Raw genomic sequence first — 20256 nt, 5'->3', positions numbered from 1 at the left:
ATCGTCAGCCCTCGTCGGCGTCGTCCGTGTCCTCGGTCTCCTCGGGGGCCTTGCCGCCCTGCATGTCCAGCTCCTCGGGCGACCTCGCGTCGTCCTCGTCGAGATCCTGTGCCAGCGGGTTGTCGTCGGTGGGCTGGAGGTCCTCGGGGAGGTCCTCGTCCCCGATGCCGCTCTGGTTGTCGTCGTTCTCGCTCATGCCACCGACGTACCCCGGCTGTGGTCTCGATACGCCGGTCGCGAGCTCCTTCGTCGCTCGCGCGGCCACTCGACCCGGCTGCTGGATCCCCGTCCTCGCAAGCTCGGACGGGGGCAGCTCACAGCAGCGGCAACCGCTTCTGGCTGTTCGGCAGCTGCTCGTAGCCGCGGCGGACGGCGAGCGCCAGCCGGTCGCGCTCCCACGGCCACTCGCCGGCGTCGAGCGCCTGGTCGACGGGCACGCCGCGCCCGGCCAGGTCGCGGATGGTCTCGGCGATGATGCCGATGGTGTTGCGCTGCTCCTCGACGAACTCCCGGTCCACCGGCGTGCCGTGGCCCGGCACGACGGTCGTCGACGAGGTGCTGAGGCCGAGGACGACGTCGAGGCTCAGCGGCCAGTCCATCGGCCACGAGTCCTCGCCGAACGACGGCGGAGCGGACTCCTCGACGAGGTCACCGGCGAGCAGCACGTCGGCGTCGGGCACCCGCATGACCAGGTCGCCCGCGGTGTGGCCGCGGCCGGGGTACACGAGCTCGACCTGCCGGTCGCCGACGTCCAGCACCAGCGCGCTCGAGAACGTCCGGTCCGGCAGCACGACGACGTCGGAGTCGCCCCACCGCTCCAGCTCCTCCACCGCGATCTCGTGGGCGACGATCGGGACCTCGCCGTACGCCGCCCGGAACGCGCCGTTGCCGTAGGTGTGGTCGAAGTGCCAGTGCGTGTTGACGATCCCGGTCACGTCGCCGGCGCCGAGCGAGCGGACGTCGTCGATCACGTCGGCCGCCGCGGCGGCCGATCCGTGCGTGTCGACGACCAGCAGGCCGGACGAGCCGCCCACCAGGGTCACGTTGACGTCGTACTGCTCGTAGCGCGCGACCCAGACCCGGTCGGCGATCTCGGTGAAGGCCACCGACACACCCTAGAGGCGCAACCCCGCGTACAGGCCGCGGCGCAGCAGCTCGCCGAGGTCGGCGATGTCGCGCGCGGGCCGCGGGAACCGCAGCACCTGCTGGTGCGCGCCCTGCTCGTCGACCCACTGCACCTCGACGCTCTCGGGGCGCAGGCCGGAGATCTGGACGCCGAGGATCTCGACGGGCCGGGTGCCGGTGCCCAACGAGACCGCGTGCCGCAGCTCGTCCTGGTGGCACTCGTTGGCGTGCTCGGTCGAGCGCTGGAGGTGCCCGCGGTTCATCCGGTACGCCGGGCTGCGGAAGTCGGCGAGCGGGATCTTGTGCTGCCGGTCGTCGCGGGCGAGCAGCACGAAGTTCAGGTGCAGCACGATCGCCTCGCCGTGGGTCGGCTCGAGGCGGCCGCCCAGGGTCAGCGTGTCGGCGCGGTCGGGTCCGCCGCGCGGGCCGAGCCCGCTGGTGAGCGTGAGCAGCGCGCTCGAGCGGCGGCCGGCGGCCCGGGCGACGGGGGAGTCGGGCGGGCAGTACAGCGCCGGCGTCCCGCCGTCGTCGCAGAGCTCGAGCCGGTCCTCGATCGCGTTCGGCTCGCCCTCGACCACCAGGCTCGCGGACGCGGGGCAGGCCAGGATGCTGCGGGCGTCGCCGGCGAGCGGGTGCGGTGCGGTCACGGTTCCTCCTGACGATGAAGTTAGGTAAGCCTAACCTATCTCGACGGCACGCGTCGACGAGTACGCACCCGGCGACACCGGCCTAGTAGGCTTGGCACTCCGGACAGTGGAGTGCCAAACAGGAGGCGGGATGCAGGAGGAACGTCGGCTCGCCGTGCTCCGCGCGATCGTCGAGGACTACGTCTCCACCGAGGAACCCGTCGGCTCGAAGGCGCTCGTCGAGCGGCACGGCCTCGGCGTCTCGCCGGCCACCGTCCGCAACGACATGGCCGCGCTGGAGGACGAGGGCTACATCACCCAGCCGCACACCAGCGCGGGTCGCGTCCCCACCGACAAGGGCTACCGGCTGTTCGTCGACCGGCTGACCACGGTCAAGCCGATGAGCGCCGCCGAGAAGCGCGCGATCGCCACGATCCTGGACGGCGCCGTCGACCTCGACGACGTCGTCAACCGGTCGGTGCGGCTGCTCGCGCAGCTCACCCGCCAGGTGGCGGTCGTGCAGTACCCCACGCTCTCGCGCTCCACGGTCCGCCACGTCGAACTGGTCTCGCTGGCCCCCAACCGCCTCCTGGTCGTGCTGATCCTCAGCACGGGCCGCGTGGAGCAGCGGCTGGTCGAGCTCGGTGCCGACCTCGCCGACGAGGACCTCGTCGATCTCCGCAGCGTCGTCAACCGCGCCGCGACCGGCGAGGTCATCGCCGAGGCCGTCACCGCGTTGCGGGCGCTCGTGCCCGATGCCGGTACGACGCCGCTCGGCACGGTCGCCGAGACCCTGGTCGACGCGATGTCCGACCACCGCTCCGACGAGCGGATCGTCGTCGGCGGTGCCGCCAACCTGGCGCGGTACGGCGACAACTTCGACTCCGCCGTACGCCCGCTGCTCGAGGCGCTCGAGGAGCACGTCATCCTCCTCAAGCTGCTCGGCGAGGCGTCCACCGGCGAGCTGCTGACCGTGCGGATCGGCCACGAGGGCCCGTACCAGGAGCTCGCCTCCACGAGCGTCGTCGCGACCGGGTACGGCCCGGGCGACGAGTCGCTCGCCCGGCTCGGCATCGTCGGGCCCACCCGTATGGACTACCCGGGCTCGATGGCCGCGGTGCGCGCGGTCGCCCGCTACGTCTCGCGCATCCTCGACGAGGCCTGAGCCTCCGTCCCACCACGACACAAGGATCATCAGTTGAGTCAGGACCTGTACGAGCTCCTCGGCGTCGCGCGCGATGCCGACGGTGACGCCATCAAGAAGGCCTACCGGCGGCTCGCCCGGCAGTACCACCCCGACGTGAACCCGGACCCGGAGGCGCAGGAGCGGTTCAAGGAGATCTCTCTCGCCTACGAGGTGCTCTCCGACCCGAACAAGCGGGCGTCGTACGACCGCGGCGGCGACCCGTTCGGTGGCGCGGCCGGCGGCTTCGGCCAGGGCGCGGGCTTCTCGTTCACCGACATCATGGACGCGTTCTTCGGCGGCGGCGCGGGCGCGTCGGCCGGCCGCGGTCCGCGCCCGCGCGAGCGGCGCGGCCAGGACGCACTGATCCGGCTCGAGGTCACTCTCGCCGAGGCGGCGTTCGGCGTGACCCGGGAGCTCAAGGTCGACACCGCGGTGCTCTGCACCACCTGCCGGGGCGAGGGCACGGCGGCGGGCACCCACCCGATTCCGTGCGAGACCTGCCACGGCGCCGGTGAGGTCGCGCACGTGCAGCGCTCGTTCCTCGGCGAGATCCGCACCCTGCGTCCGTGCGCGGCGTGCCGCGGCTTCGGCAGCATCATCCCCGAGCCGTGCCGCGAGTGCTCCGGCGACGGCCGGGTCCGCTCGCGCCGCACGCTGACCGTCAAGATCCCGGCCGGCGTCGACACCGGCACCCGCGTCCAGCTCGCCGGCGAGGGCGAGGTCGGCCCGGGCGGCGGTCCCGCCGGTGACCTGTACGTCGAGATCACGATCGCGCCGCACGCGACGTTCACCCGGCACGCCAACGACCTGCACTGCACGGTCACGCTGCCGATGACGGCGGCCGCGCTCGGCACCACGCTCACCCTGCCGACCCTCGAGGCCGACGTCGTCGGCGAGGACGGCCCGGCCGACCCGGAGCTCAAGACCACGTTCGAGCTCGAGGTGCGCCCCGGCACGCAGTCCGGCGCCGACCGGATCCTGCGCGGTCTCGGCGTCCCCGGCTTGCGCGGCGGTCGCGGCGACCTGGTCGTGACGATCATCGTCGAGACGCCGACCAAGCTCGACGCGCGCCAGGAGGAGCTGCTCCGCGAGCTCGCGGCGATCCGCGAGGAGGAGGCGCCGTCCGGCCAGGTGCGTCCCGGCCAGAAGGGCGTCTTCGGCCGCCTCCGCGACGCGTTCAACCACTGATGTCGCTCCCCGTCCACCTGGTCCCCGGCCTCGACGAGGTCGCGGTCGGGCACGAGGTGACGGTCGACGGCGACGAGGCGCACCATGCGGTCGCCGTACGCCGCCTGCGCGTCGGCGAGCAGGTCGTGCTGACCGACGGCCGCGGCACGTCCGCGCGCGGTGCGGTGACGTCGACCGGCAAGCGGGTGTTCGCGGTCGAGGTCGAGGAGCTGACCCGGCATGACCGGCCCGAGCCCGACCTCGTCGTGGTCCAGGCGATCCCCAAGGGTGACCGCGGCGAGCTCGCGGTCGAGGTGCTCACCGAGATCGGCGTCGCGTCCGTGGTCCCGTGGGCGGCCTCGCGCAGCGTCGCGGTCTGGAAGGGCGAGCGCGCCACGAAGTCCCTGGCCCGCTGGCGGTCCACCGCCCGCGAGGCGGCCAAGCAGGCGCGCCGTTCCTGGCACCCCGAGGTCACCGAGATGGTGACGACCGCCGACGTCGTCGCGCTGGTCGGGTCGGCCGGCCTCGCCGTCGTGCTGCACGAGGAGGCGACGTCCTCTCTGGCCGCGCTCGACGTACCCACCTCCGGCCGGGTCGTCGTGGTCGTCGGCCCCGAGGGCGGGCTGTCCGAGGACGAGGTGGCGGCGTTCGTCGCCGCCGGTGCCGTCGCGGTGAAGCTCGGCACCGAGGTGCTGCGCACCTCGACCGCCGGCGTCGCGGCGGTGTCGGCCCTGCTGTCGCGCACCCCGCGCTGGCGCTAGCTAGCGGGTGGCGTACTCCAGCAGCTCGCCGTCGTGGGCGGTCGCGAAGACGATGGCCTCGCTGAGCTCCTGGTCCGACGCGAGACCGGTCAGGTCGTCCATCGAGAACTGGTCGGCCCCGGGACTCACCTCGACGACGTTCACGATCGTCTGGACGCCGTCGCCCTGGATCCAGATCTGCGAGGCGTAGGAGTGATGGTCCTCGGGGTAGACCTTCGTCAGGACGGTGGCGGGGCCTGACGGCGTGGTGAGGACGCGACACCGTGGTGTGGTCGCGGCGCAGGCAGGGAACGGCAGGCCCTCGGCGAGGTAGACGGTCGCGTTGAGCGAGACCCGGCCGTCGGGCCCGGACGCGACGAACTCGAGCGCCCTGCGGTCGGTCCCTCCCGTCGCGGTCACCCCGGCGGCGAATCCGTCGGGCAGGTGCGCGGCGAAGACCCGCTCCATCCGCGTGGTCCACTCCTGGCGGGCCGACTCCCGGGACTGCTCGGCGGCATCGGTGCCGCGGTCGCCGGACCCGGCGCTCGCCCAGACGGTCCCCGCCACCACGGCTGCGGCGGCGAGCGCGCCGACCGCAGACCGTCGGCGTCGCACCGTGGCGCGCCCGCGGCGGAGGACGTCGGGGGTGAGGTCGTCGAGAAGGTCGAGGTGCTGGAGCTCGGCCGCCAGGCGCTCACGAAGGTCGGTGGTCATCGGAGTTCTCCTGGTGCGGTGGTGACGGCCTCGCCGAGCCGGTCGCGCAGGTGGGCGAGTGCCTTGCTGGTGGCGGACTTGACCGTCCCCTCGGAGCAGCCGAGGACGTGGGCGGTGTCCCGCACGGAGAGGTCGTCCCAGAAGCGGAGCATCAGCGTGGCGCGCATCCGGGGTGGCAGCTCCGCGAGGGCGTCGAGCAGGGTCAACCGGTCATCGAGGGCCGGGTGCGGTGCGGGGATCTCGACGAGGACGTCCGACGGGAGCTCGCGCCGGCGCTGCTCGGCGACCTTGAAGAAGGCGCGGACCAAGGACGTCGTGGCGTACGCCGTGGGGTGGTCGACCCGGTGCCACGCGAGGTAGGTGCTCAGCAGCACCTGCTGCACGAGGTCGCGGGCGCTCTCCTGCTCGCCGGTGAGCAGGTACGCCTTCCGGTGCAGCTGGTGCTGGGCGTCGCCGGCCCACGCGGTGAAGGCGTCCTCACGGCTACGTCGTCTCATGTCGTTCCGATCTCACACCCGTACAGAGACCAGCGCGCCCCGAACGGTTGCCTCGGCGTCAGCGGTTCTTCAGGAGCTCGTCGACGGCGGTGAGCCGGTCGTCGAGGTCCGACCGCTCCGCCGCGGTCAGCTTGCGGAACAGCTGCAGCTCCCCGTCGGGCTTCCAGAGCCCCTCGAGCATCCCGTCGACGAGCACCACCATGCCCACCCCGCCGTTCGGCCCCATCCACCGCCGGCGGTTCTCGGGCGAGGTCACCCGGTCGCGACCCGCGTGCGAGAGCCAGAGGTTGTCGTAGGTGCCGAACAGCCGCACCGGGACAGGAACGTCGGCGTCGGTGATCACGCCCTCGGGCACGTCGTACAGCACCTTGCCGGCCTCGTCCTCGTGACGGACCAGGTCGTCCATGCCCGCGAGCACCGGCCCGAGCCGGGTGACGCCCGACCAGGCGGTGACGTCGGCCGCCGACGCGGGGCCGAAGGCGCGGAGGTAGCGGCGCACGATCTCGGGCACGTCCGGCTCGCGCAGCGGTGCGCCGACCCACTCCTCGAGCGGCGCGTAGACGACCTTGCCGGACTGCTGCCAGGCGCCGCGCGGCGGTGTCTGCACGAGCGCGCGCTGGAACTGCGGCACCGGCTCGTCGTGGTTGCGCTGCACCCGATCCATCACGACCTGCGTCCACGGCCGCAGCTCCAGAGCGTCCTCGGGCGTGAGCAGGTGGATGGTGCCGCGCATGCTCAGCAGCCGCACCAGCGTGCGCCCCTCGAGCGCGCGGGTGACGTCGTACGGGTCGAACGTGGTGAGCCGGGCGTGCAGCGAGAGGTACGGCGGCAGGTTCTCCTGCGCCTGCAGCCCGACCAGGTGCTGGGCCATCTCCACCGGCGTCGCGTCGACGCGCTCCAGCAGGTGCTGGCGGTGGAGCAGGGTGCGGTTGAGCTGGCGGCTGCCCAACCTCATGGCTCAGCGCCTCATCCCACGATGATGGTCTTGGTGTCCTCGGTCGGGCCACCGCCCTCGCCGCTCGACGGGTCGTCGGTCAGCGCCACGAAGGTGTAGGTGCCGGGCTCCAGGCCGGAGACGTCGACCTCGGTCTCCCACGGGTAGAGCTTGTCCATCCAGCCCTCGGCGGTGGCGAAGCCGTTCTTCACCGCGGTGCCGGACGAGTCGCGGATCTCCCACGGCGTGGTCGCCTCGAACGAGCTGGACACCCCGCTCGCGGTGAAGCTGCCGCTCACCGAGGCGCCCTCCTCGGGCGAGGTCACGTTGACCATCGCGCGCACGTCGAGCTCGGGCTCGTTGCCGATCTGCCCGCCGAAGCCGAACAGGTCCGCGGGCTCGCCGTCGAGCACGATCTCGACCGGCAGCCGGTCCTGCGCGATGCCCTGCACCGTGTAGACGAGCTGCTGCGCGGCCAGCCGCGCGTCCTCCTCGGTCATGCCGTCGGGCAGCGTCGTCCACGACTCGTCGGGGAGGCTGACCTCGATGGCGTCGTCGTCGATCTCGACGTCCGCGAACGTGCCGTCGACGGCGTACGCCGTGCGGTAGTCGGCGTCGAGGGTGTCGCCGGCCGTCATCAGCGCCAGCGCCTCGACGGCGGGGTTGTCGGCCTCGACCTTGCGGAACTCGCGGTAGAGCCGGGCGCCCTGCGGGGTGTCGCCGACGAAGTACACCGGCACCGTCGTCGTCGCGGAGCTGTCCGAGTCCGACTCGTCGGGGTCGGCGGGCGAGCTGTCGTCCTGGTGCGTGCCGGAACCGTTCCCGGGCTTCGGGTCGGCCGCCGTCGGGGTGGTGTCGTTGCCGCAGCCGACCAGGGCCAGGGCGGACACGGACAGCAGCAGGGCAAGGCGAGTGCGGACGTTCATGGCTCAATCCTCCCGTTCTCGACCGGTTATCGGACGGTGATCGATCGCGTGTCGGAGTCCGGCCCGAATCCCTCGGCGCCACCCGACGGGTCGTCGGTGAGGGCGACGAACACGTAGTCGCCGGCTGGGACTCCGGTGAGGTCGATCTCGACCTCCCAGTCGTAGAGCTTGTCCATCCAGCCGGCCGCGGTGGTGAAGCCGTCGGCGACGACCACGTCGTCCTGGTCCCGCAGCTCCCAGAGCACGTTGCTCTCGTTCGAGTTGGCCCGCCCGCGAGCGATCATCGAGCCCTCGTACGCGTTGCCCTCGGCCGGGTCACTGATGCTCATCAGGCTCAGCACGTCGTTCTGGGGTGCCGCGTTGACCGGCACATTGCCGCGCTGGCCCTCGAGCCAGAACCACACCGGCAGCCGCTCTCCGGCGGCGGCCTGCAGCGTGTAGACGACCTGCTGCACCGCGAGGTCGTCCATCGGCTCGTTGCTGGTGCGCTCGACGTCGATACCGTGTTCCGAGATCGAGACCTCTCCGAACGAGCCCTCCGGCCACGGCGTCCTGTAGTCCGGGTCGGCGGGCGGCTCCTGGATGCGGGCCAGTGCAGCGTCGAGCGCGTCGTGGCCCTCCGCCTCGTCGAACTCGCGGTACAACCGCTCGCCCCGGGGCGTGTCGCCGACGAAGTACGCCGGCACCAGGAACGTCTCCTGCTCGTGGCCGTGGTGAGCCGGGCCCGGGTCCGACGACGGGTCGCCGCCGAGCACCGCGAACGCCGCCACCGCTGCCGCGGTGGCGAGCACGACCCCGCCCGCGGCGTAGAACCACGGCCGCGCGGCGGACCGCTCCGGATGCGCCGTACGCGCTCGGATCTCGTCGAGCCGGTCGCCGGGCTCGATGTCGCCGACCGCATCGTGGAGCAGGTCTGAGATGTTCACCGGTCGTCCTCCTGGAGCAGGGTGCGCAGCGCGGCGGCGCCACGCGAGGCGTGGCTCTTCACCGCACCGCGGCTGATGCCGAGCGCGTCCGCGATCTCGGCCTCGGACAGATCGAGGTAGTAGCGCAGCGCGAGCACCTCGCGCTGACGCTGGGGGAGCGCCCGCATCGCGTCGAGCACGGCTTCGCGCCGGTCGGTGTCGGTCGTGGCGTCGGGGGAGTCGAGGACCCGGAGCGTCGCCGCGTGCCGGTCGACCACCGCCCGGTGCCGCAGCGCCGAGCGGGACCGGTTCACGACGGCCTGGCGGAGGTAGGCGAGTGCCTTGTCGGGGTCGCGCAGCCGGGACCAGTGCGCGTGCACCGCGACGAAGGCGTCCTGCACGACCTCCTCCGCGACCCCCCGGTCCCGGACGAGGAGCACGGAGAGACGCACGAGCGACCGCCAGTGCGCGGCGTAGAGCTGCTCGAGCGCCTCGTCGGCGCTCCACACCACCCGCTCGGTCATTGTCGTCACGCTAGTGGGACGCACAGCCCGGCCGACCGGTTTACGCGACGGATGAAATGCGGCGTGCGAGGATTCGGTGAAGGAGGTCACACGTGGAGGACTGCTTGTTCTGCAAGATCGTCTCGGGGGAGATCCCCGGGGAGGTCGTGCACACCACCGAGCGCACGGTCGCGTTCCGCGACATCAACGCGCAGGCGCCGACCCACGTGCTCGTGGTGCCCAAGGCGCACCACGCGAACGCCGCCGAGCTCGCGGCCGCCGATCCGCAGGCCTCGGCCGAGCTGGTGCTCACCGCCGCCGCGGTCGCGACCGCCGAGGGGTACGACGACTACCGGCTCGTCTACAACACCGGCGCCGGCGCGGGGCAGACCGTCTTCCACACCCACCTCCACGTGCTCGCGGGCCGCCCGCTGACCTGGCCGCCGGGATGAGGCGCACCCTCGCCCTGGTCACCGCGCTCGTGGCGCTGGTGATCCCGCTGTCCGCCTGCGTCACCGAGGGCCAGGACCGGCGTACCGGCTCGCCCGCGGACGTCCTCAAGCAGCCGGACCCGCCCGAGGTCCAGGCCTCGCAGCTCGCCGCGATCAAGCCCGGCAAGCAGCTTCCGCTGCGCGACGGCGAGCACCGGATGACGGTCGAGATGGCGGAGGAGTACACGCCGTCCGCGCCGACCGGCGTCGGCACCGACGACTACCGGTGCTTCCTGCTCGACCCCGAGCTGGACAAGGACGTCTTCCTCACCGGCAACCAGGTGCTGCCGGGCAACCCGCAGGTCGTGCACCACGTGATCCTGTTCCGGGTCGACCCCGAGCAGGTCGCGGAGGCCGAGGCGCTCGACGGCGAGACGAAGGACCCGGGCTGGACCTGCTTCGGCGGCACCGGCCTCAAGGGCGAGTTCGCGAACGTCGACGACGCGAACTGGCTGGCCGCGTGGGCGCCCGGCGGCGACGAGACCATGACGCGCGACGGCTACGGCACGCCGCTGCGCGCGGGCTCGCAGATCGTCATGCAGGTCCACTACAACCTGCTCAAGGGTGCGGCTCCCGACGTCTCCAGCACCCAGCTGCGCTGGATGTCCGCCGACAGCGACCTGATCCCGCTGCACACCTACCAGCTGCCCGCGCCCGTCGAGCTGCCGTGCCGCCCCGACCACAGCAGCAGCCCGCTGTGCAACCGGTGGAACGCCGAGGCCGACATCCGCGAGCGGTTCGGCGAGGACCAGAACACCCACAACCTGCTGCACCTGCTGTGCGACTCCCCGATCGAGGCCGTGCAGACCACGAGCTGCGTCCGCAACGTCAGCCGCGGCATGACGATCCTCGGCGTCGCCGGTCACATGCACCTGCTGGGTCGCAAGATCTCGATCGAGACCAACCCCGGGACACCGGAGGCGAGGACGGTCCTCGACGTACCGATCTGGGACTTCGACAACCAGGGCTCCACGCCGCTGAAGCAGCCGCTGCACCTCGACGCCGGCGACACCGTGAAGGTCACCTGCACCCACGTGCAGTGGCTGCGCGACGTGCTGCCGGCCTTCGAGGAGCACCGCGAGGACCGCTACATCCTCTGGGCCGAGGGCAGCACCGACGAGATGTGCCTCGGCACGCTCTCGGTCGCCTTCGACGACGAGTCCTAGAGCAGGTAGACGACCCGGAGCGCCATCAGCAGGACCGGCATCCCGAAGACGAACAGCATCACCCAGGCGGCGACGAGGTGCCGCGGCTTGGCCGGGTCGAGCGAGCCGGCGAAGTCCAGCAGTGCGCCGTCGGGCACGTGATGGGTGAGCCCCATCCGGCGTGCGTCGTCCGGGACGTGCAACCCCTGGCCCCAGTGGACCGAGGTCACCTCGTCGGGCTCCCTCTCCATGCCGCCACGTTACTCGCTGGGCCGGGCTACGGCGCTCCCGTAGCATGGAGAGGCCTGATCACCGACTCGCAGTACCTAACGAAAGGGCCAGCCCGTCCGGGCCTCCATGACTGACAGCAACCACACAGGGGACCGACCCGCTCACGCCACCCGACACACGGTGGTGGTCCCCAACAGCATCAACATGGTCAGCCTGCTGGGTCCCGGCGACGAGTACCTCGGGATCATCGAGGGCGCGTTCGACGCCGAGATCCACGTCCGCGGCAACCGCATCGCGCTGTACGGCGAGCCCGGTGAGGTCGCGCTGGCCGAGCGTCTCCTCGACGAGCTCGTGACGATCATCCGCACCGGCCAGGGCATCACGTCCGAGACCGTCGAGCGGGTGCACACCATGCTGCGCGCCGAGACCACCGAGCGCCCCGCCGACGTGCTCAGCCTGAACATCCTGAGCAACCGCGGCCGCTCCATCCGGCCGAAGACGCTCAACCAGAAGCGCTACGTCGACTCGATCGACAAGCACACGATCACGTTCGGCATCGGCCCGGCCGGCACCGGCAAGACCTACCTCGCGATGGCCAAGGCCGTGCAGGCCCTGCAGTCCAAGAACGTCAACCGGATCATCCTGACCCGCCCGGCCGTCGAGGCGGGGGAGCGGCTCGGGTTCCTGCCCGGCACGCTCAGCGAGAAGATCGACCCGTACCTCCGGCCGCTGTACGACGCCCTGCACGACATGATCGACCCCGACACGATCCCGAAGCTGCTGGCCGCCGGCACCATCGAGGTCGCGCCGCTCGCCTACATGCGCGGCCGGTCGCTCAACGACTCGTTCATCATCCTCGACGAGGCGCAGAACACCTCGCCCGAGCAGATGAAGATGTTCCTGACCCGCCTGGGCTTCGGCTCCAAGATCGTGGTCACCGGCGACGTCACCCAGGTCGACCTGCCCAGCGGCACGAAGTCCGGCCTGCGCGTGATCGAGGACATCCTCACCGGCGTCGAGGACATCTCCTTCAACCGCCTCACCAGCCACGACGTCGTACGCCACAAGCTGGTCGGCAGGATCGTCGCGGCGTACGACGAGTTCGACGCCCGCACCGAGCGCGCGCCGAAGGCGGTCCAGCAACCGTGACGATCGAGATCCTCAACGAGTCCGGCCGCGAGCTCGACGTGCGGAAGCTCTCGGAGCTGAGCCGCTTCGTGATGGACCGGATGCGCGTGCACCCGCAGGCCGAGCTGTGCATCAAGGCCGTCGACGAGGCGACCATCGCGCAGCTCAACGAGCAGTGGATGGAGAAGGAGGGCCCGACCGACGTGCTGGCCTTCCCGATGGACGAGCTGCGCCCGGGCCTGGTCAACGAGGAGCCCGAGGAGGGCGTGCTCGGCGACCTGGTGCTGTGCCCCGACGTCGCCGCCCGCCAGGGCGAGACCGCCGGCCACGGCACCGAGGCCGAGATCGAGCTGCTGACCGTGCACGGCATCCTGCACCTGCTCGGCTACGACCACGCGGAGCCCGAGGAGCACAAGGAGATGTTCGGTCTCCAGGACGAGCTCCTCGCCGCATGGCGCGCGCCGAGCCCCGCCGGTGACTAGCGGCGACGTCTGGCTGCTGATCGTCGCGGCCGCTCTCGTCGTACTCGCCGGGCTGTTCTCCGCGGCCGACGCCGCGCTCGGGTCGTTCTCGCGCGCCCGCGCCGAGGAGCTGGCCGCCGAAGGGCGCCCGGGATCGCGCCGGCTGCTGGTGGTGCTCGAGGACCCGCCGCGCTACCTGAACACCGCGCTGCTGCTCCGGCTGCTGTGCGAGATCTCCGCGATCGTGATCGTGGCGGTGCAGCTGCACGTCGCGTGGGACGCGTTCTGGCCGGCCGTGCTGACCTCGATCGGCGTGATGCTGCTGGTGTCGTTCGTCGCGATCGGCGTCGGCCCGCGCACGGTCGGCCGCCAGCACTCCGAGCGGGTCGCGCTGCTCTCGGCCGCGCCGATCGCGACCATGACCGCGGTCCTCGGCCCGATCCCGCGGCTGCTGATCCTGCTCGGCAACGCGCTGACGCCGGGCAAGGGCTTCCGCGAGGGCCCGTTCTCGACCGAGACCGAGCTGCGCGAGCTGGTCGACCTCGCCGAGGCGTCCGCGGTCATCGAGTCCGGCGAGCGCAAGATGATCCACTCGGTGTTCGAGCTCGGTGACACGAGCACGCGCGAGGTGATGGTGCCGCGCAACGACGTGGTCTACATCGAGCGCTACAAGAACCTGCGCCAGACGATGTCCCTCTTCCTGCGCAGCGGCTTCTCGCGGGTCCCGGTCATCGACGACAACCTCGACACGATCGTCGGGTTCGCCTACCTGAAGGACATCGTCCGCCGCGACTTCGAGGCTCCCGACGTGGAGTTCACCCAGCGCATCGACGAGGTCATGCGGCCGGCGTACTGGGTCCCGGAGTCCAAGCCCGTCGACGCGCTGCTCTCGGAGATGCAGGCCAACCGTCAGCACATCGCCGTGGTCGTCGACGAGTACGGCGGCACCGCCGGCATCGTCACGATCGAGGACGTGCTCGAGGAGATCGTCGGCGAGATCACCGACGAGTACGACGAGGAGCAGGTCGAGGTCGAGACCCTCGACGACGGCCGGCTGCGGGTGTCGTCGCGGTACCCGATCGACGACCTCGACGAGCTGTTCGGCTTCGACGTCGAGGAGGAGGACGTCGACAGTGTCGGCGGCCTGATGGCCAAGCACCTCGGCCGCGTGCCGATCCCCGGGTCGGTCGTCGAGGCCCACGGGCTGCGCTTCGAGGCCGAGGCCGCGACCGGCCGGCGCAACCGGATCGGGAGCGTGCTGATCGCGCGGGTGCCCGAGGACGACGAGAGCGAGGACGACGATGAGTGACCTCTCCGCGGAGGACAAGAAGCTGGTGACCCTGGCGCGCGCGACCCGGGCCCGCACCAACGCTGCGGAGGGCGCCGCCGTACGCGACGCCGACGGCCGCACCTACGCCGGAGCCACCGTCGCCCTGAGCTCGCTGCAGGTCTCGGCGATCGGGGTCTGCGTCGCGATGGCGGTCGCCTCCGGCGCGAAGGGTCTCGAGGCCGCCGTGGTCCTGACGGACGCCGACGCCGTCAGCCCCGAAGACCTCTCGGCCCTGCGCGACATCGGCGGCGAGGGCATCGTCGTGCACCGCGGTGACACGCGGGGCACGATCGCGGAGACCGTCAGCTCCTGACCTGGTCAGCGACGGACGCGTGCTGGGCGCGTGCCCAGTCCGAGCCGACGCGCAGGATCTTCCCCGGCCGGCTCGGCGCCGGCCAGATCTGGAACCGGTACGTTCTCCGGCGGGCCGAAAACGATCGCGACGGCCCCGTGGGCAGTAGTAGGTTACGTCCCGTGAGTGCCAAAGGTTGGGCAGCACACGAGCAGGCTGTGCACCGCCTCCGGTCGTCGTACGCCGCCATCCCGAGCGGCTCGCCGGTTCGCCTGGCGAAGAAGACGTCCAACCTGTTCCGCCCGCGGGCCGCGACGAACGCGCCGGGCCTGGACGTCTCCGGGCTGGACGGCGTGATCGCCGTCGACGCCGACGCCCGCACCGCGGACGTGCAGGGCATGTGCACCTACGAGGACCTCGTCGACGCGACGCTGCCGTACGGCCTGATCCCATACGTCGTCCCGCAGCTGCGCACGATCACGCTCGGCGGCGCGGTGACCGGGCTCGGCATCGAGTCGACCAGCTTCCGCAACGGGCTGCCGCACGAGTCGGTGCTGGAGATGGACGTCTTCACCGGCGCCGGCGCGGTGGTGACCACCGTCCCGGGCGAGGACCTGTTCGACACGTTCCCGAACTCCTACGGCTCGCTCGGCTACGCCACGAGGCTGAAGATCCGGCTCGAGCCGGTGCCCGGGTACGTCGCGCTGCGCCACGTCCGCTTCGACGACGTCGACCTGCTGTCGAAGGCGATCGCCGAGATCACCGAGGCGGCGTCGTACGACGGGGTACGGGTCGACGGCCTCGACGGCGTCGCGTTCGCGCCGGGGGAGTACTACCTGACGCTCGCGACCTGGACCGAGGACGGCGGCGCGACCAGCGACTACGCCGGCCAGCAGGTCTTCTACAAGTCGATCCAGCAACGGGAGACCGACCTGCTGACGATGTACGACTACCTGTGGCGCTGGGACACCGACTGGTTCTGGTGCTCCGGCGCGTTCGGGGCGCAGAACCCGAGGCTGCGCAAGGTGTGGCCGCGGCGGTGGCGGCGCTCGGACGTCTACATGAAGCTGCTCGGTCTCGACCGGCGCTTCTCGATCGCCGATCGCCTCGACCGGCGCGCCGGCCGGCCGCTGCGCGAGCGGGTGATCCAGGACGTCGAGGTGCCGGTCGAGCGGCTCGGGGAGTTCCTCGCGTGGTTCGACGAGGCCGTCGGCATGCGGCCGGTGTGGCTGTGCCCGCTGGTCGCCAAGCGGGCCTGGCCCTCCTACCCGTTGGAGCCGAACGCGACGTACGTCAACGCGGGCTTCTGGGGGACGGTGCACGTCGGCCCCGACGCGCCGAACGGCCCGCGCAACCGCGCGATCGAGGCGAAGGTGCACGCGCTCGGCGGGCACAAGTCGCTCTACAGCGAGGCGTTCTACGACCGCGAGACCTTCGACGAGCTCTACGACGGCGGGAATCTCGCCGACGTGAAGGGTCGTTACGACCCGCAGGACCGGCTGACAAGCCTTTACGACAAGGCGGTGAAGAGACGATGAGCAAGACCTACACCATCGCGTCCGCGATCGAGTCGCTGCTGAAGGACGGCATGCCGCTGCGGTTCACGGCGTACGACGGCAGCGCCGCCGGGCCGGTGGACGCGCAGTACGGGATGACGCTCCTCAACGAGCGTGGCCTGGCGTACATCATGACCGCGCCCGGCGACCTCGGTCTGGCCCGCGCCTACGCCGCCGGCGACCTCGAGCTCACCGGCGTGCACCCGGGTGACCCCTACCCGATCCTGCGGCTGCTGATGAACCACACGAAGTTCCGCCGGCCGTCCGCCGCCGAGGTCGTCTCGATCGTGCGCAGCCTGGGCATCGCGAACCTCAAGCCCCCGCCGCCGCCCCCGCAGGAGCACCTGCCGCGCTGGCGCCGGATGGTCGAGGGCCTGCGGCACTCCGAGTCGCGCGACGCCGAGGCGATCCATCACCACTACGACGTCTCCAACGAGTTCTACGAGTACGTCCTCGGGCCGTCGATGACCTACACCTGCGCGGTCTTCCCGACCGAGGACGCCACCCTCGAGGAGGCGCAGCACGCCAAGTACGACCTGGTCGCACGCAAGCTCGACCTCCAGCCCGGACAACGGCTGCTCGACCTCGGCTGCGGCTGGGGCGGGATGGTCCGGCACGCGGCGCGGGAGTACGGCGTGCACGCGCTGGGCGTCACCCTGTCGCGCGAGCAGGCGTCCTGGGCGCAGCGCGCGATCAAGGAGGAGGGCCTCGACCACCTCGCCGAGGTGCGGTTCATGGACTACCGCCACGTCGAGGAGTCGGGCTTCGACGCGATCTCCTCGATCGGCCTCACCGAGCACATCGGGGTCAAGAACTACCCGGCGTACTTCGGCTGGATCCGCGACCACCTCAAGCCGCAGGGCCGGCTGCTCAACCACTGCATCACGCGGTACGACAACAAGCCGCGCAACACCGGCGCGTTCATCGACCGGTACGTCTTCCCGGACGGCGAGCTGATCGGCTCTGGCACGATCATCAGCGAGATCCAGGACGCCGGCCTCGAGGTGCAGCACGAGGAGAACATCCGCGTGCACTACGCCAAGACGCTGGCGGGCTGGTGCCGCAACCTCGAGTCGAACTGGGACGCCTGCGTCGAGGAGGTCGGTGAGGGCACCGCGCGGATCTGGGGCCTGTACATGGCCGGGTCGCGGCTCGGCTTCGAGCGCAACGAGATCCAGCTCCACCACGTGCTCGCGACCAAGACCGACTCGGACGGGGCCAGCGGGTACCCCCTGCGTCACACGTTCTAGCCTTGAGCCCGTGAGCACGCGGGCCCAGCAGTACGACGCACAGGTACTCCGTCGGGAGCAGATCTCGGCGCACCTGGTGCGGCTGACCCTCGGTGGGCCCGGCCTGGCGACCTTCGAGTCGACCGGGATCCCCGACGAGTGGGTCGGTCTCGTCGTGCCCGGGCAGTTCCAGAGCCGCTACTACACGGTGCGCTCGTGGTCCGGCGGTGAGCTGGTGCTCGACGTCGTGGTGCACGAGGTCGGCCTGGTGACCGAGTGGGCCGCCCGCGACGGTGCCGATTCGACGGTCGGTGAGACCGTGACGATCACCGAGGCCAAGGGCTCGTTCGCGATGCCCGCCGACGCGCAGTGGCTGCTGCTGGTCGGGGACCTGACCGCGATGCCGGCGATGGCGCGGATCGCCTCCGAGGTCGACGTGCCGACCCGGATCTGGGCCGAGGTTCCGGACGACCTGTCGTCGTACCTCTCCGGGGACGTCACGTGGCTGACGCCGCCGGGTGAGGGGCAGAGCGCGCTCGCGGAGGTCGTCGAGACGATCGACTGGCCCACCGGCGAGGGCTACTTCTGGATGGCGGGGGAGTCCGCGCAGATGCGCGCGATCCGCAAGCACCTGATGCGAGACCGTAGGCTGCCGAGCACGGCGTACGACGTGATGGGCTACTGGCGCGGCGTCGCCCAGCGCCAGCCGCGCGCCGTCGACCCTGGGCCGATCTACCGGGCCGGCAAGGCAGCGGGGAAGAGCGACGAGCAGATCTGGGCCGAGTACGACGAAGCGAGGGAATCATGAGCGAGCACCGGAGTGGGTTCGTCTCCTTCGTCGGGCGGCCGAACGCCGGCAAGTCGACGCTGACCAACGCCCTGGTCGGGCAGAAGGTCGTGATCACCTCCGACAAGCCGCAGACCACGCGCACCGTCGTACGCGGGATCGTGCACCGCGAGGACGCGCAGCTGATCCTCGTCGACACCCCGGGCCTGCACCGGCCGCGCACGCTGCTCGGTGAGCGGCTCAACGACCTGGTCGCGACGACGCTCGCCGAGGTCGACGTGGTCGCCGTGTGCTTCCCGGCGAACGAGAAGATCGGGCCCGGCGACAAGTTCATCGCCACCGAGATGGCGAAGATCAAGCGCACCACCAAGGTCGCGATCGCCACCAAGACCGATCTCGCCACGCCCGAGCAGATCGGCGCGCACCTGCTCGACATCCAGGCCCTCGGCGCCGAGATCGGGGTCGAGTGGGCCGAGATCGTGCCGGTGTCGGCGAAGGCCGGCGACCAGGTGTCGCTTCTCGCCGACCTCCTCGTCGGCCTGCTGCCGGAGGGGCCGCAGCTCTACCCGGACGGCGACCTCACCGACGCGCCGGAGGAGATCCTCGCCGCCGAGCTGATCCGCGAGGCCGCGCTCGAGGGGCTGCGAGACGAGCTCCCGCACTCGGTCGCGGTCGTCGTCGAGGAGATGAACCTCCGCGCGGACCGGCCCGAGGACAAGCCGCTCCTCGACATCCACGCCAACGTGTACGTCGAGCGCGACTCCCAGAAGGGCATCATCATCGGGCCCAAGGGCTCGCGCCTGAAGTCCATCGGCTCCCGCTCCCGCAAGCAGATCGAGGCCCTGCTCGGCACTCCCGTGTACCTCGACCTCCACGTCAAGGTCGCCAAGGACTGGCAGCGCGACCCCAAGCAGCTGCGGAAGCTGGGCTTCTGATGTCGCGCCCCGCCCCGGTCGCCGCCTGGCACGAGATCGCCGCTCGTCGCGACGCCTCGCTGCTCGACGGCCTGCTCGCCGACGACTGCACCTTCCGCTCCCCGGCCGTCCACACGGTCCAGGAGGGGAAGGCGATCACCACGGCCTACCTCTCGGCCGCCATCACCGTCCTCGGCCCCACGCTGTCGTACGTCCGCGAGTGGTACGGCGACGACTCCGCGGTCCTGGAGTTCGAGGCGACGCTCGACGGCCTCACCGTCCACGGCGTCGACATGCTCACCTGGGGTGCCGATGACCGGCTCACCGACTTCACCGTGATGGTCCGCCCCTTCAAGGGCCTCACCACGCTGATGGAGAAGATGGCCGCCGAGCTCGGGCGCTGATTGTCTCGAGACCACCTGGATCTCGGTCGCTTGCGGGTTGCTTCTGGTTGCGACCGGCAGGGCTTTTACGCGGGTACGGCGGATGCGGGCTGGCGCTGCTTCCCGGCTTTCCGGTGGTGGGCTTCGCACCCTTCGATGGTTGAGGAAGGCGCGCTCGCGCCTGTCTCGAAACCACCACCGAAATCCTCGGAACTATTTCGCGGACGTGTCCACATCCCGGTCAGAACAAGGGAATCCGAGGCCCCATTGTCGGTGGTCCCTGCTTGGCTTGAACCATGACGACGACCAGCACCCTCACTCGTGAGCAGGTGCTGAAGGTCGCCCGCCAACGCCAAGCCGCCGCCGTGAAAGCCGAGATCGACAAGCTGCAGCTCGCGGTCGAGTGGGCGGCACTGAACCCCGGCGATGCCGTGGACCAGACTCGGTCCTGGGAGGAGCGGGAGCTCGAGGTCGCCGGTGACGGCGCCCCGACGGTCGCGGAGTTCTCCATCGCCGAGTTCGCGCTCGCGGTCGGGATGAACACCGACGCCGGCCGGGTGTTCATCGGCGATGCCGTTGAGCTGGCGCACCGGCTCCCGCGCACCTGGGCACGCGTCGGTGCGGGCGAGGTCGCGGTCTGGAAGGCCCGGAAGGTCGCCCAGCAGACCAAGGCGCTGCCGGTCGATGCGGCGGCGTTCGTGGACCGCGCGCTCGCGCCGGTCCTCCACACGTGCACGTTCGCCCAGATCGAGCGCACCGTCGAAGCAGCCCGCGCGGAGTTCGACCCGGCCGCAGCCGAACAACGCCGCCAAGCCGACGCCGAGCACCGGCACCTCACGTTCTACTGGCGCCAGGTCACCTCGACCGGACAGGTCCCCGTCGCCGGGATCATGGACCTCGCCGACGCCGTCGCGTTGGACGACAACCTGAAGGCGAAGGCCGCCACCCTCGACCCCGCCCTCCCGATCGACGTCCGCCGCTCGATC

Annotated in this window: 24 protein-coding genes and 1 pseudogene; 15 read left to right on the top strand and 10 right to left on the bottom strand. The window is 71.3% G+C overall.

The features are described 5' to 3' along the window. Positions 1-4: 4 nt before the first annotated feature. The 3 genes from MJ604_RS21635 to MJ604_RS21625 all read right to left on the bottom strand — a co-directional run bounded on the left by MJ604_RS21635 (position 5) and on the right by MJ604_RS21625 (position 1772). Positions 5-196: a hypothetical protein gene (locus MJ604_RS21635; protein WP_243060788.1), complete on the bottom strand. Its 192-nt coding sequence runs from the start codon at positions 194-196 to the stop codon at positions 5-7. A gap of 118 nt (positions 197-314) precedes the next feature. After that, complete coding sequence (locus tag MJ604_RS21630; RefSeq protein WP_243060787.1) at positions 315-1106, bottom strand: MBL fold metallo-hydrolase; 792 nt, start codon at positions 1104-1106, stop codon at positions 315-317. Between the two features lie 9 nt (positions 1107-1115). After that, positions 1116-1772 (bottom strand): hypothetical protein, encoded by a 657-nt coding sequence (locus MJ604_RS21625; RefSeq protein ID WP_243060786.1) that lies wholly within the window; start codon positions 1770-1772, stop codon positions 1116-1118. A 130-nt stretch (positions 1773-1902) separates the two neighbouring features. On the opposite strand from MJ604_RS21625, the gene hrcA reads away from it, so the two are divergent. The 3 genes from hrcA to MJ604_RS21610 are packed head-to-tail and all read left to right on the top strand — an operon-like array spanning position 1903 to position 4865. After that, complete coding sequence (hrcA, locus tag MJ604_RS21620; protein ID WP_243060785.1) at positions 1903-2916, top strand: heat-inducible transcriptional repressor HrcA; 1014 nt, start codon at positions 1903-1905, stop codon at positions 2914-2916. A gap of 33 nt (positions 2917-2949) precedes the next feature. Further along, a complete protein-coding gene (dnaJ, locus tag MJ604_RS21615) occupies positions 2950-4125 on the top strand; it encodes a molecular chaperone DnaJ (RefSeq protein WP_243060784.1) in 1176 nt (391 codons plus the stop codon). Continuing rightward, positions 4125-4865 carry a 16S rRNA (uracil(1498)-N(3))-methyltransferase gene (locus MJ604_RS21610; RefSeq protein ID WP_243060783.1) on the top strand — a complete coding sequence of 247 codons (741 nt, stop codon included), beginning with the start codon at positions 4125-4127 and terminating at the stop codon, positions 4863-4865. Before dnaJ ends, MJ604_RS21610 begins: the two co-directional genes overlap by 1 nt. On the opposite strand, the gene MJ604_RS21605 is transcribed toward MJ604_RS21610, so the two are convergent. The 6 genes from MJ604_RS21605 to MJ604_RS21580 are packed head-to-tail and all read right to left on the bottom strand — an operon-like array spanning position 4866 to position 9344. Beyond that, on the bottom strand, positions 4866-5558 hold the full coding sequence (locus MJ604_RS21605) for a hypothetical protein (RefSeq protein ID WP_243060782.1): 693 nt from the start codon (positions 5556-5558) through the stop codon (positions 4866-4868). It abuts the gene before it with no gap. Next, positions 5555-6055 carry a SigE family RNA polymerase sigma factor gene (locus MJ604_RS21600; protein WP_243060781.1) on the bottom strand — a complete coding sequence of 167 codons (501 nt, stop codon included), beginning with the start codon at positions 6053-6055 and terminating at the stop codon, positions 5555-5557. The genes MJ604_RS21605 and MJ604_RS21600 overlap by 4 nt, the downstream gene beginning before the upstream one ends. A gap of 58 nt (positions 6056-6113) precedes the next feature. Continuing rightward, complete coding sequence (locus MJ604_RS21595; protein ID WP_243060780.1) at positions 6114-7010, bottom strand: winged helix DNA-binding domain-containing protein; 897 nt, start codon at positions 7008-7010, stop codon at positions 6114-6116. Between the two features lie 11 nt (positions 7011-7021). After that, on the bottom strand, positions 7022-7915 hold the full coding sequence (locus tag MJ604_RS21590; protein WP_243060779.1) for a Gmad2 immunoglobulin-like domain-containing protein: 894 nt from the start codon (positions 7913-7915) through the stop codon (positions 7022-7024). Positions 7916-7941: 26 nt separating this feature from the next. Beyond that, positions 7942-8841: a Gmad2 immunoglobulin-like domain-containing protein gene (locus tag MJ604_RS21585; RefSeq protein WP_243060778.1), complete on the bottom strand. Its 900-nt coding sequence runs from the start codon at positions 8839-8841 to the stop codon at positions 7942-7944. Further along, entirely contained in the window at positions 8838-9344 is a 507-nt protein-coding gene (locus MJ604_RS21580) for a SigE family RNA polymerase sigma factor (RefSeq protein ID WP_243060777.1), read from the bottom strand. Before MJ604_RS21580 ends, MJ604_RS21585 begins: the two co-directional genes overlap by 4 nt. Positions 9345-9436: 92 nt before the next feature. Between MJ604_RS21580 and MJ604_RS21575 the strand changes: the two genes are divergently transcribed. Then, the gene (locus tag MJ604_RS21575; protein ID WP_243060776.1) at positions 9437-9775 is read left to right on the top strand and encodes an HIT domain-containing protein; all 339 of its coding nucleotides are present in this window, start codon (positions 9437-9439) and stop codon (positions 9773-9775) included. After that, positions 9772-10980 (top strand): hypothetical protein, encoded by a 1209-nt coding sequence (locus MJ604_RS21570; RefSeq protein ID WP_243060775.1) that lies wholly within the window; start codon positions 9772-9774, stop codon positions 10978-10980. The genes MJ604_RS21575 and MJ604_RS21570 overlap by 4 nt, the downstream gene beginning before the upstream one ends. Here MJ604_RS21570 and MJ604_RS21565 read toward each other — a convergent pair. Next, a complete protein-coding gene (locus MJ604_RS21565) occupies positions 10977-11210 on the bottom strand; it encodes a hypothetical protein (RefSeq protein WP_243060774.1) in 234 nt (77 codons plus the stop codon). The two genes, MJ604_RS21570 and MJ604_RS21565, sit on opposite strands and share 4 nt — an antisense overlap. A gap of 106 nt (positions 11211-11316) precedes the next feature. On the opposite strand from MJ604_RS21565, the gene MJ604_RS21560 reads away from it, so the two are divergent. The 10 genes and pseudogenes from MJ604_RS21560 to MJ604_RS21515 all read left to right on the top strand — a co-directional run. Beyond that, complete coding sequence (locus tag MJ604_RS21560) at positions 11317-12339, top strand: PhoH family protein (RefSeq protein WP_243060773.1); 1023 nt, start codon at positions 11317-11319, stop codon at positions 12337-12339. Next, positions 12336-12800 carry an rRNA maturation RNase YbeY gene (gene ybeY / locus MJ604_RS21555; RefSeq protein WP_243060772.1) on the top strand — a complete coding sequence of 155 codons (465 nt, stop codon included), beginning with the start codon at positions 12336-12338 and terminating at the stop codon, positions 12798-12800. The genes MJ604_RS21560 and ybeY overlap by 4 nt, the downstream gene beginning before the upstream one ends. Further along, positions 12793-14088 carry a hemolysin family protein gene (locus tag MJ604_RS21550; protein ID WP_243060771.1) on the top strand — a complete coding sequence of 432 codons (1296 nt, stop codon included), beginning with the start codon at positions 12793-12795 and terminating at the stop codon, positions 14086-14088. Before ybeY ends, MJ604_RS21550 begins: the two co-directional genes overlap by 8 nt. Next, entirely contained in the window at positions 14081-14422 is a 342-nt protein-coding gene (locus tag MJ604_RS21545) for a cytidine deaminase (RefSeq protein WP_243060770.1), read from the top strand. Before MJ604_RS21550 ends, MJ604_RS21545 begins: the two co-directional genes overlap by 8 nt. A gap of 161 nt (positions 14423-14583) precedes the next feature. Continuing rightward, entirely contained in the window at positions 14584-15939 is a 1356-nt protein-coding gene (locus MJ604_RS21540) for an FAD-binding oxidoreductase (protein ID WP_243060769.1), read from the top strand. Next, on the top strand, positions 15936-17207 hold the full coding sequence (locus MJ604_RS21535; RefSeq protein ID WP_243060768.1) for a cyclopropane-fatty-acyl-phospholipid synthase family protein: 1272 nt from the start codon (positions 15936-15938) through the stop codon (positions 17205-17207). The genes MJ604_RS21540 and MJ604_RS21535 overlap by 4 nt, the downstream gene beginning before the upstream one ends. Positions 17208-17217: 10 nt before the next feature. Beyond that, positions 17218-17994, top strand: coding sequence for a siderophore-interacting protein (locus tag MJ604_RS24365; RefSeq protein ID WP_243060767.1), 777 nt, complete (start codon positions 17218-17220; stop codon positions 17992-17994). After that, positions 17991-18908 (top strand): GTPase Era, encoded by a 918-nt coding sequence (gene era / locus MJ604_RS21525; RefSeq protein ID WP_243060766.1) that lies wholly within the window; start codon positions 17991-17993, stop codon positions 18906-18908. The genes MJ604_RS24365 and era overlap by 4 nt, the downstream gene beginning before the upstream one ends. Then, positions 18908-19291, top strand: a complete 384-nt coding sequence (locus MJ604_RS21520; protein WP_243060765.1) for a nuclear transport factor 2 family protein — start codon at positions 18908-18910, stop codon at positions 19289-19291. Before era ends, MJ604_RS21520 begins: the two co-directional genes overlap by 1 nt. Positions 19292-19566: 275 nt before the next feature. After that, positions 19567-20256: pseudogene (locus tag MJ604_RS21515) on the top strand (HNH endonuclease); the annotation flags it as partial.

It is taken from the genome of Nocardioides sp. SR21 (assembly GCF_022761125.1).
GTDB lineage: Bacteria > Actinomycetota > Actinomycetes > Propionibacteriales > Nocardioidaceae > Nocardioides.
This window is presented reverse-complemented; position numbering and strand designations above follow the sequence as displayed.

Coding starts and splice junctions, on each gene's coding strand:
- MJ604_RS21545 (WP_243060770.1), top strand. CDS start 14,081: ATGAGTGACCTCTCCGCGGAGGACAAGAAGCTGGTGACCCTGGCGCGC.
- MJ604_RS21590 (WP_243060779.1), bottom strand. CDS start 7,915: ATGAACGTCCGCACTCGCCTTGCCCTGCTGCTGTCCGTGTCCGCCCTG.
- MJ604_RS21520 (WP_243060765.1), top strand. CDS start 18,908: ATGTCGCGCCCCGCCCCGGTCGCCGCCTGGCACGAGATCGCCGCTCGT.
- MJ604_RS21580 (WP_243060777.1), bottom strand. CDS start 9,344: ATGACCGAGCGGGTGGTGTGGAGCGCCGACGAGGCGCTCGAGCAGCTC.
- MJ604_RS21535 (WP_243060768.1), top strand. CDS start 15,936: ATGAGCAAGACCTACACCATCGCGTCCGCGATCGAGTCGCTGCTGAAG.
- MJ604_RS21595 (WP_243060780.1), bottom strand. CDS start 7,010: ATGAGGTTGGGCAGCCGCCAGCTCAACCGCACCCTGCTCCACCGCCAG.
- MJ604_RS21635 (WP_243060788.1), bottom strand. CDS start 196: ATGAGCGAGAACGACGACAACCAGAGCGGCATCGGGGACGAGGACCTC.
- MJ604_RS21600 (WP_243060781.1), bottom strand. CDS start 6,055: ATGAGACGACGTAGCCGTGAGGACGCCTTCACCGCGTGGGCCGGCGAC.
- MJ604_RS21565 (WP_243060774.1), bottom strand. CDS start 11,210: ATGGAGAGGGAGCCCGACGAGGTGACCTCGGTCCACTGGGGCCAGGGG.
- era (WP_243060766.1), top strand. CDS start 17,991: ATGAGCGAGCACCGGAGTGGGTTCGTCTCCTTCGTCGGGCGGCCGAAC.
- MJ604_RS21560 (WP_243060773.1), top strand. CDS start 11,317: ATGACTGACAGCAACCACACAGGGGACCGACCCGCTCACGCCACCCGA.
- hrcA (WP_243060785.1), top strand. CDS start 1,903: ATGCAGGAGGAACGTCGGCTCGCCGTGCTCCGCGCGATCGTCGAGGAC.
- MJ604_RS21570 (WP_243060775.1), top strand. CDS start 9,772: ATGAGGCGCACCCTCGCCCTGGTCACCGCGCTCGTGGCGCTGGTGATC.
- MJ604_RS21605 (WP_243060782.1), bottom strand. CDS start 5,558: ATGACCACCGACCTTCGTGAGCGCCTGGCGGCCGAGCTCCAGCACCTC.
- MJ604_RS21610 (WP_243060783.1), top strand. CDS start 4,125: ATGTCGCTCCCCGTCCACCTGGTCCCCGGCCTCGACGAGGTCGCGGTC.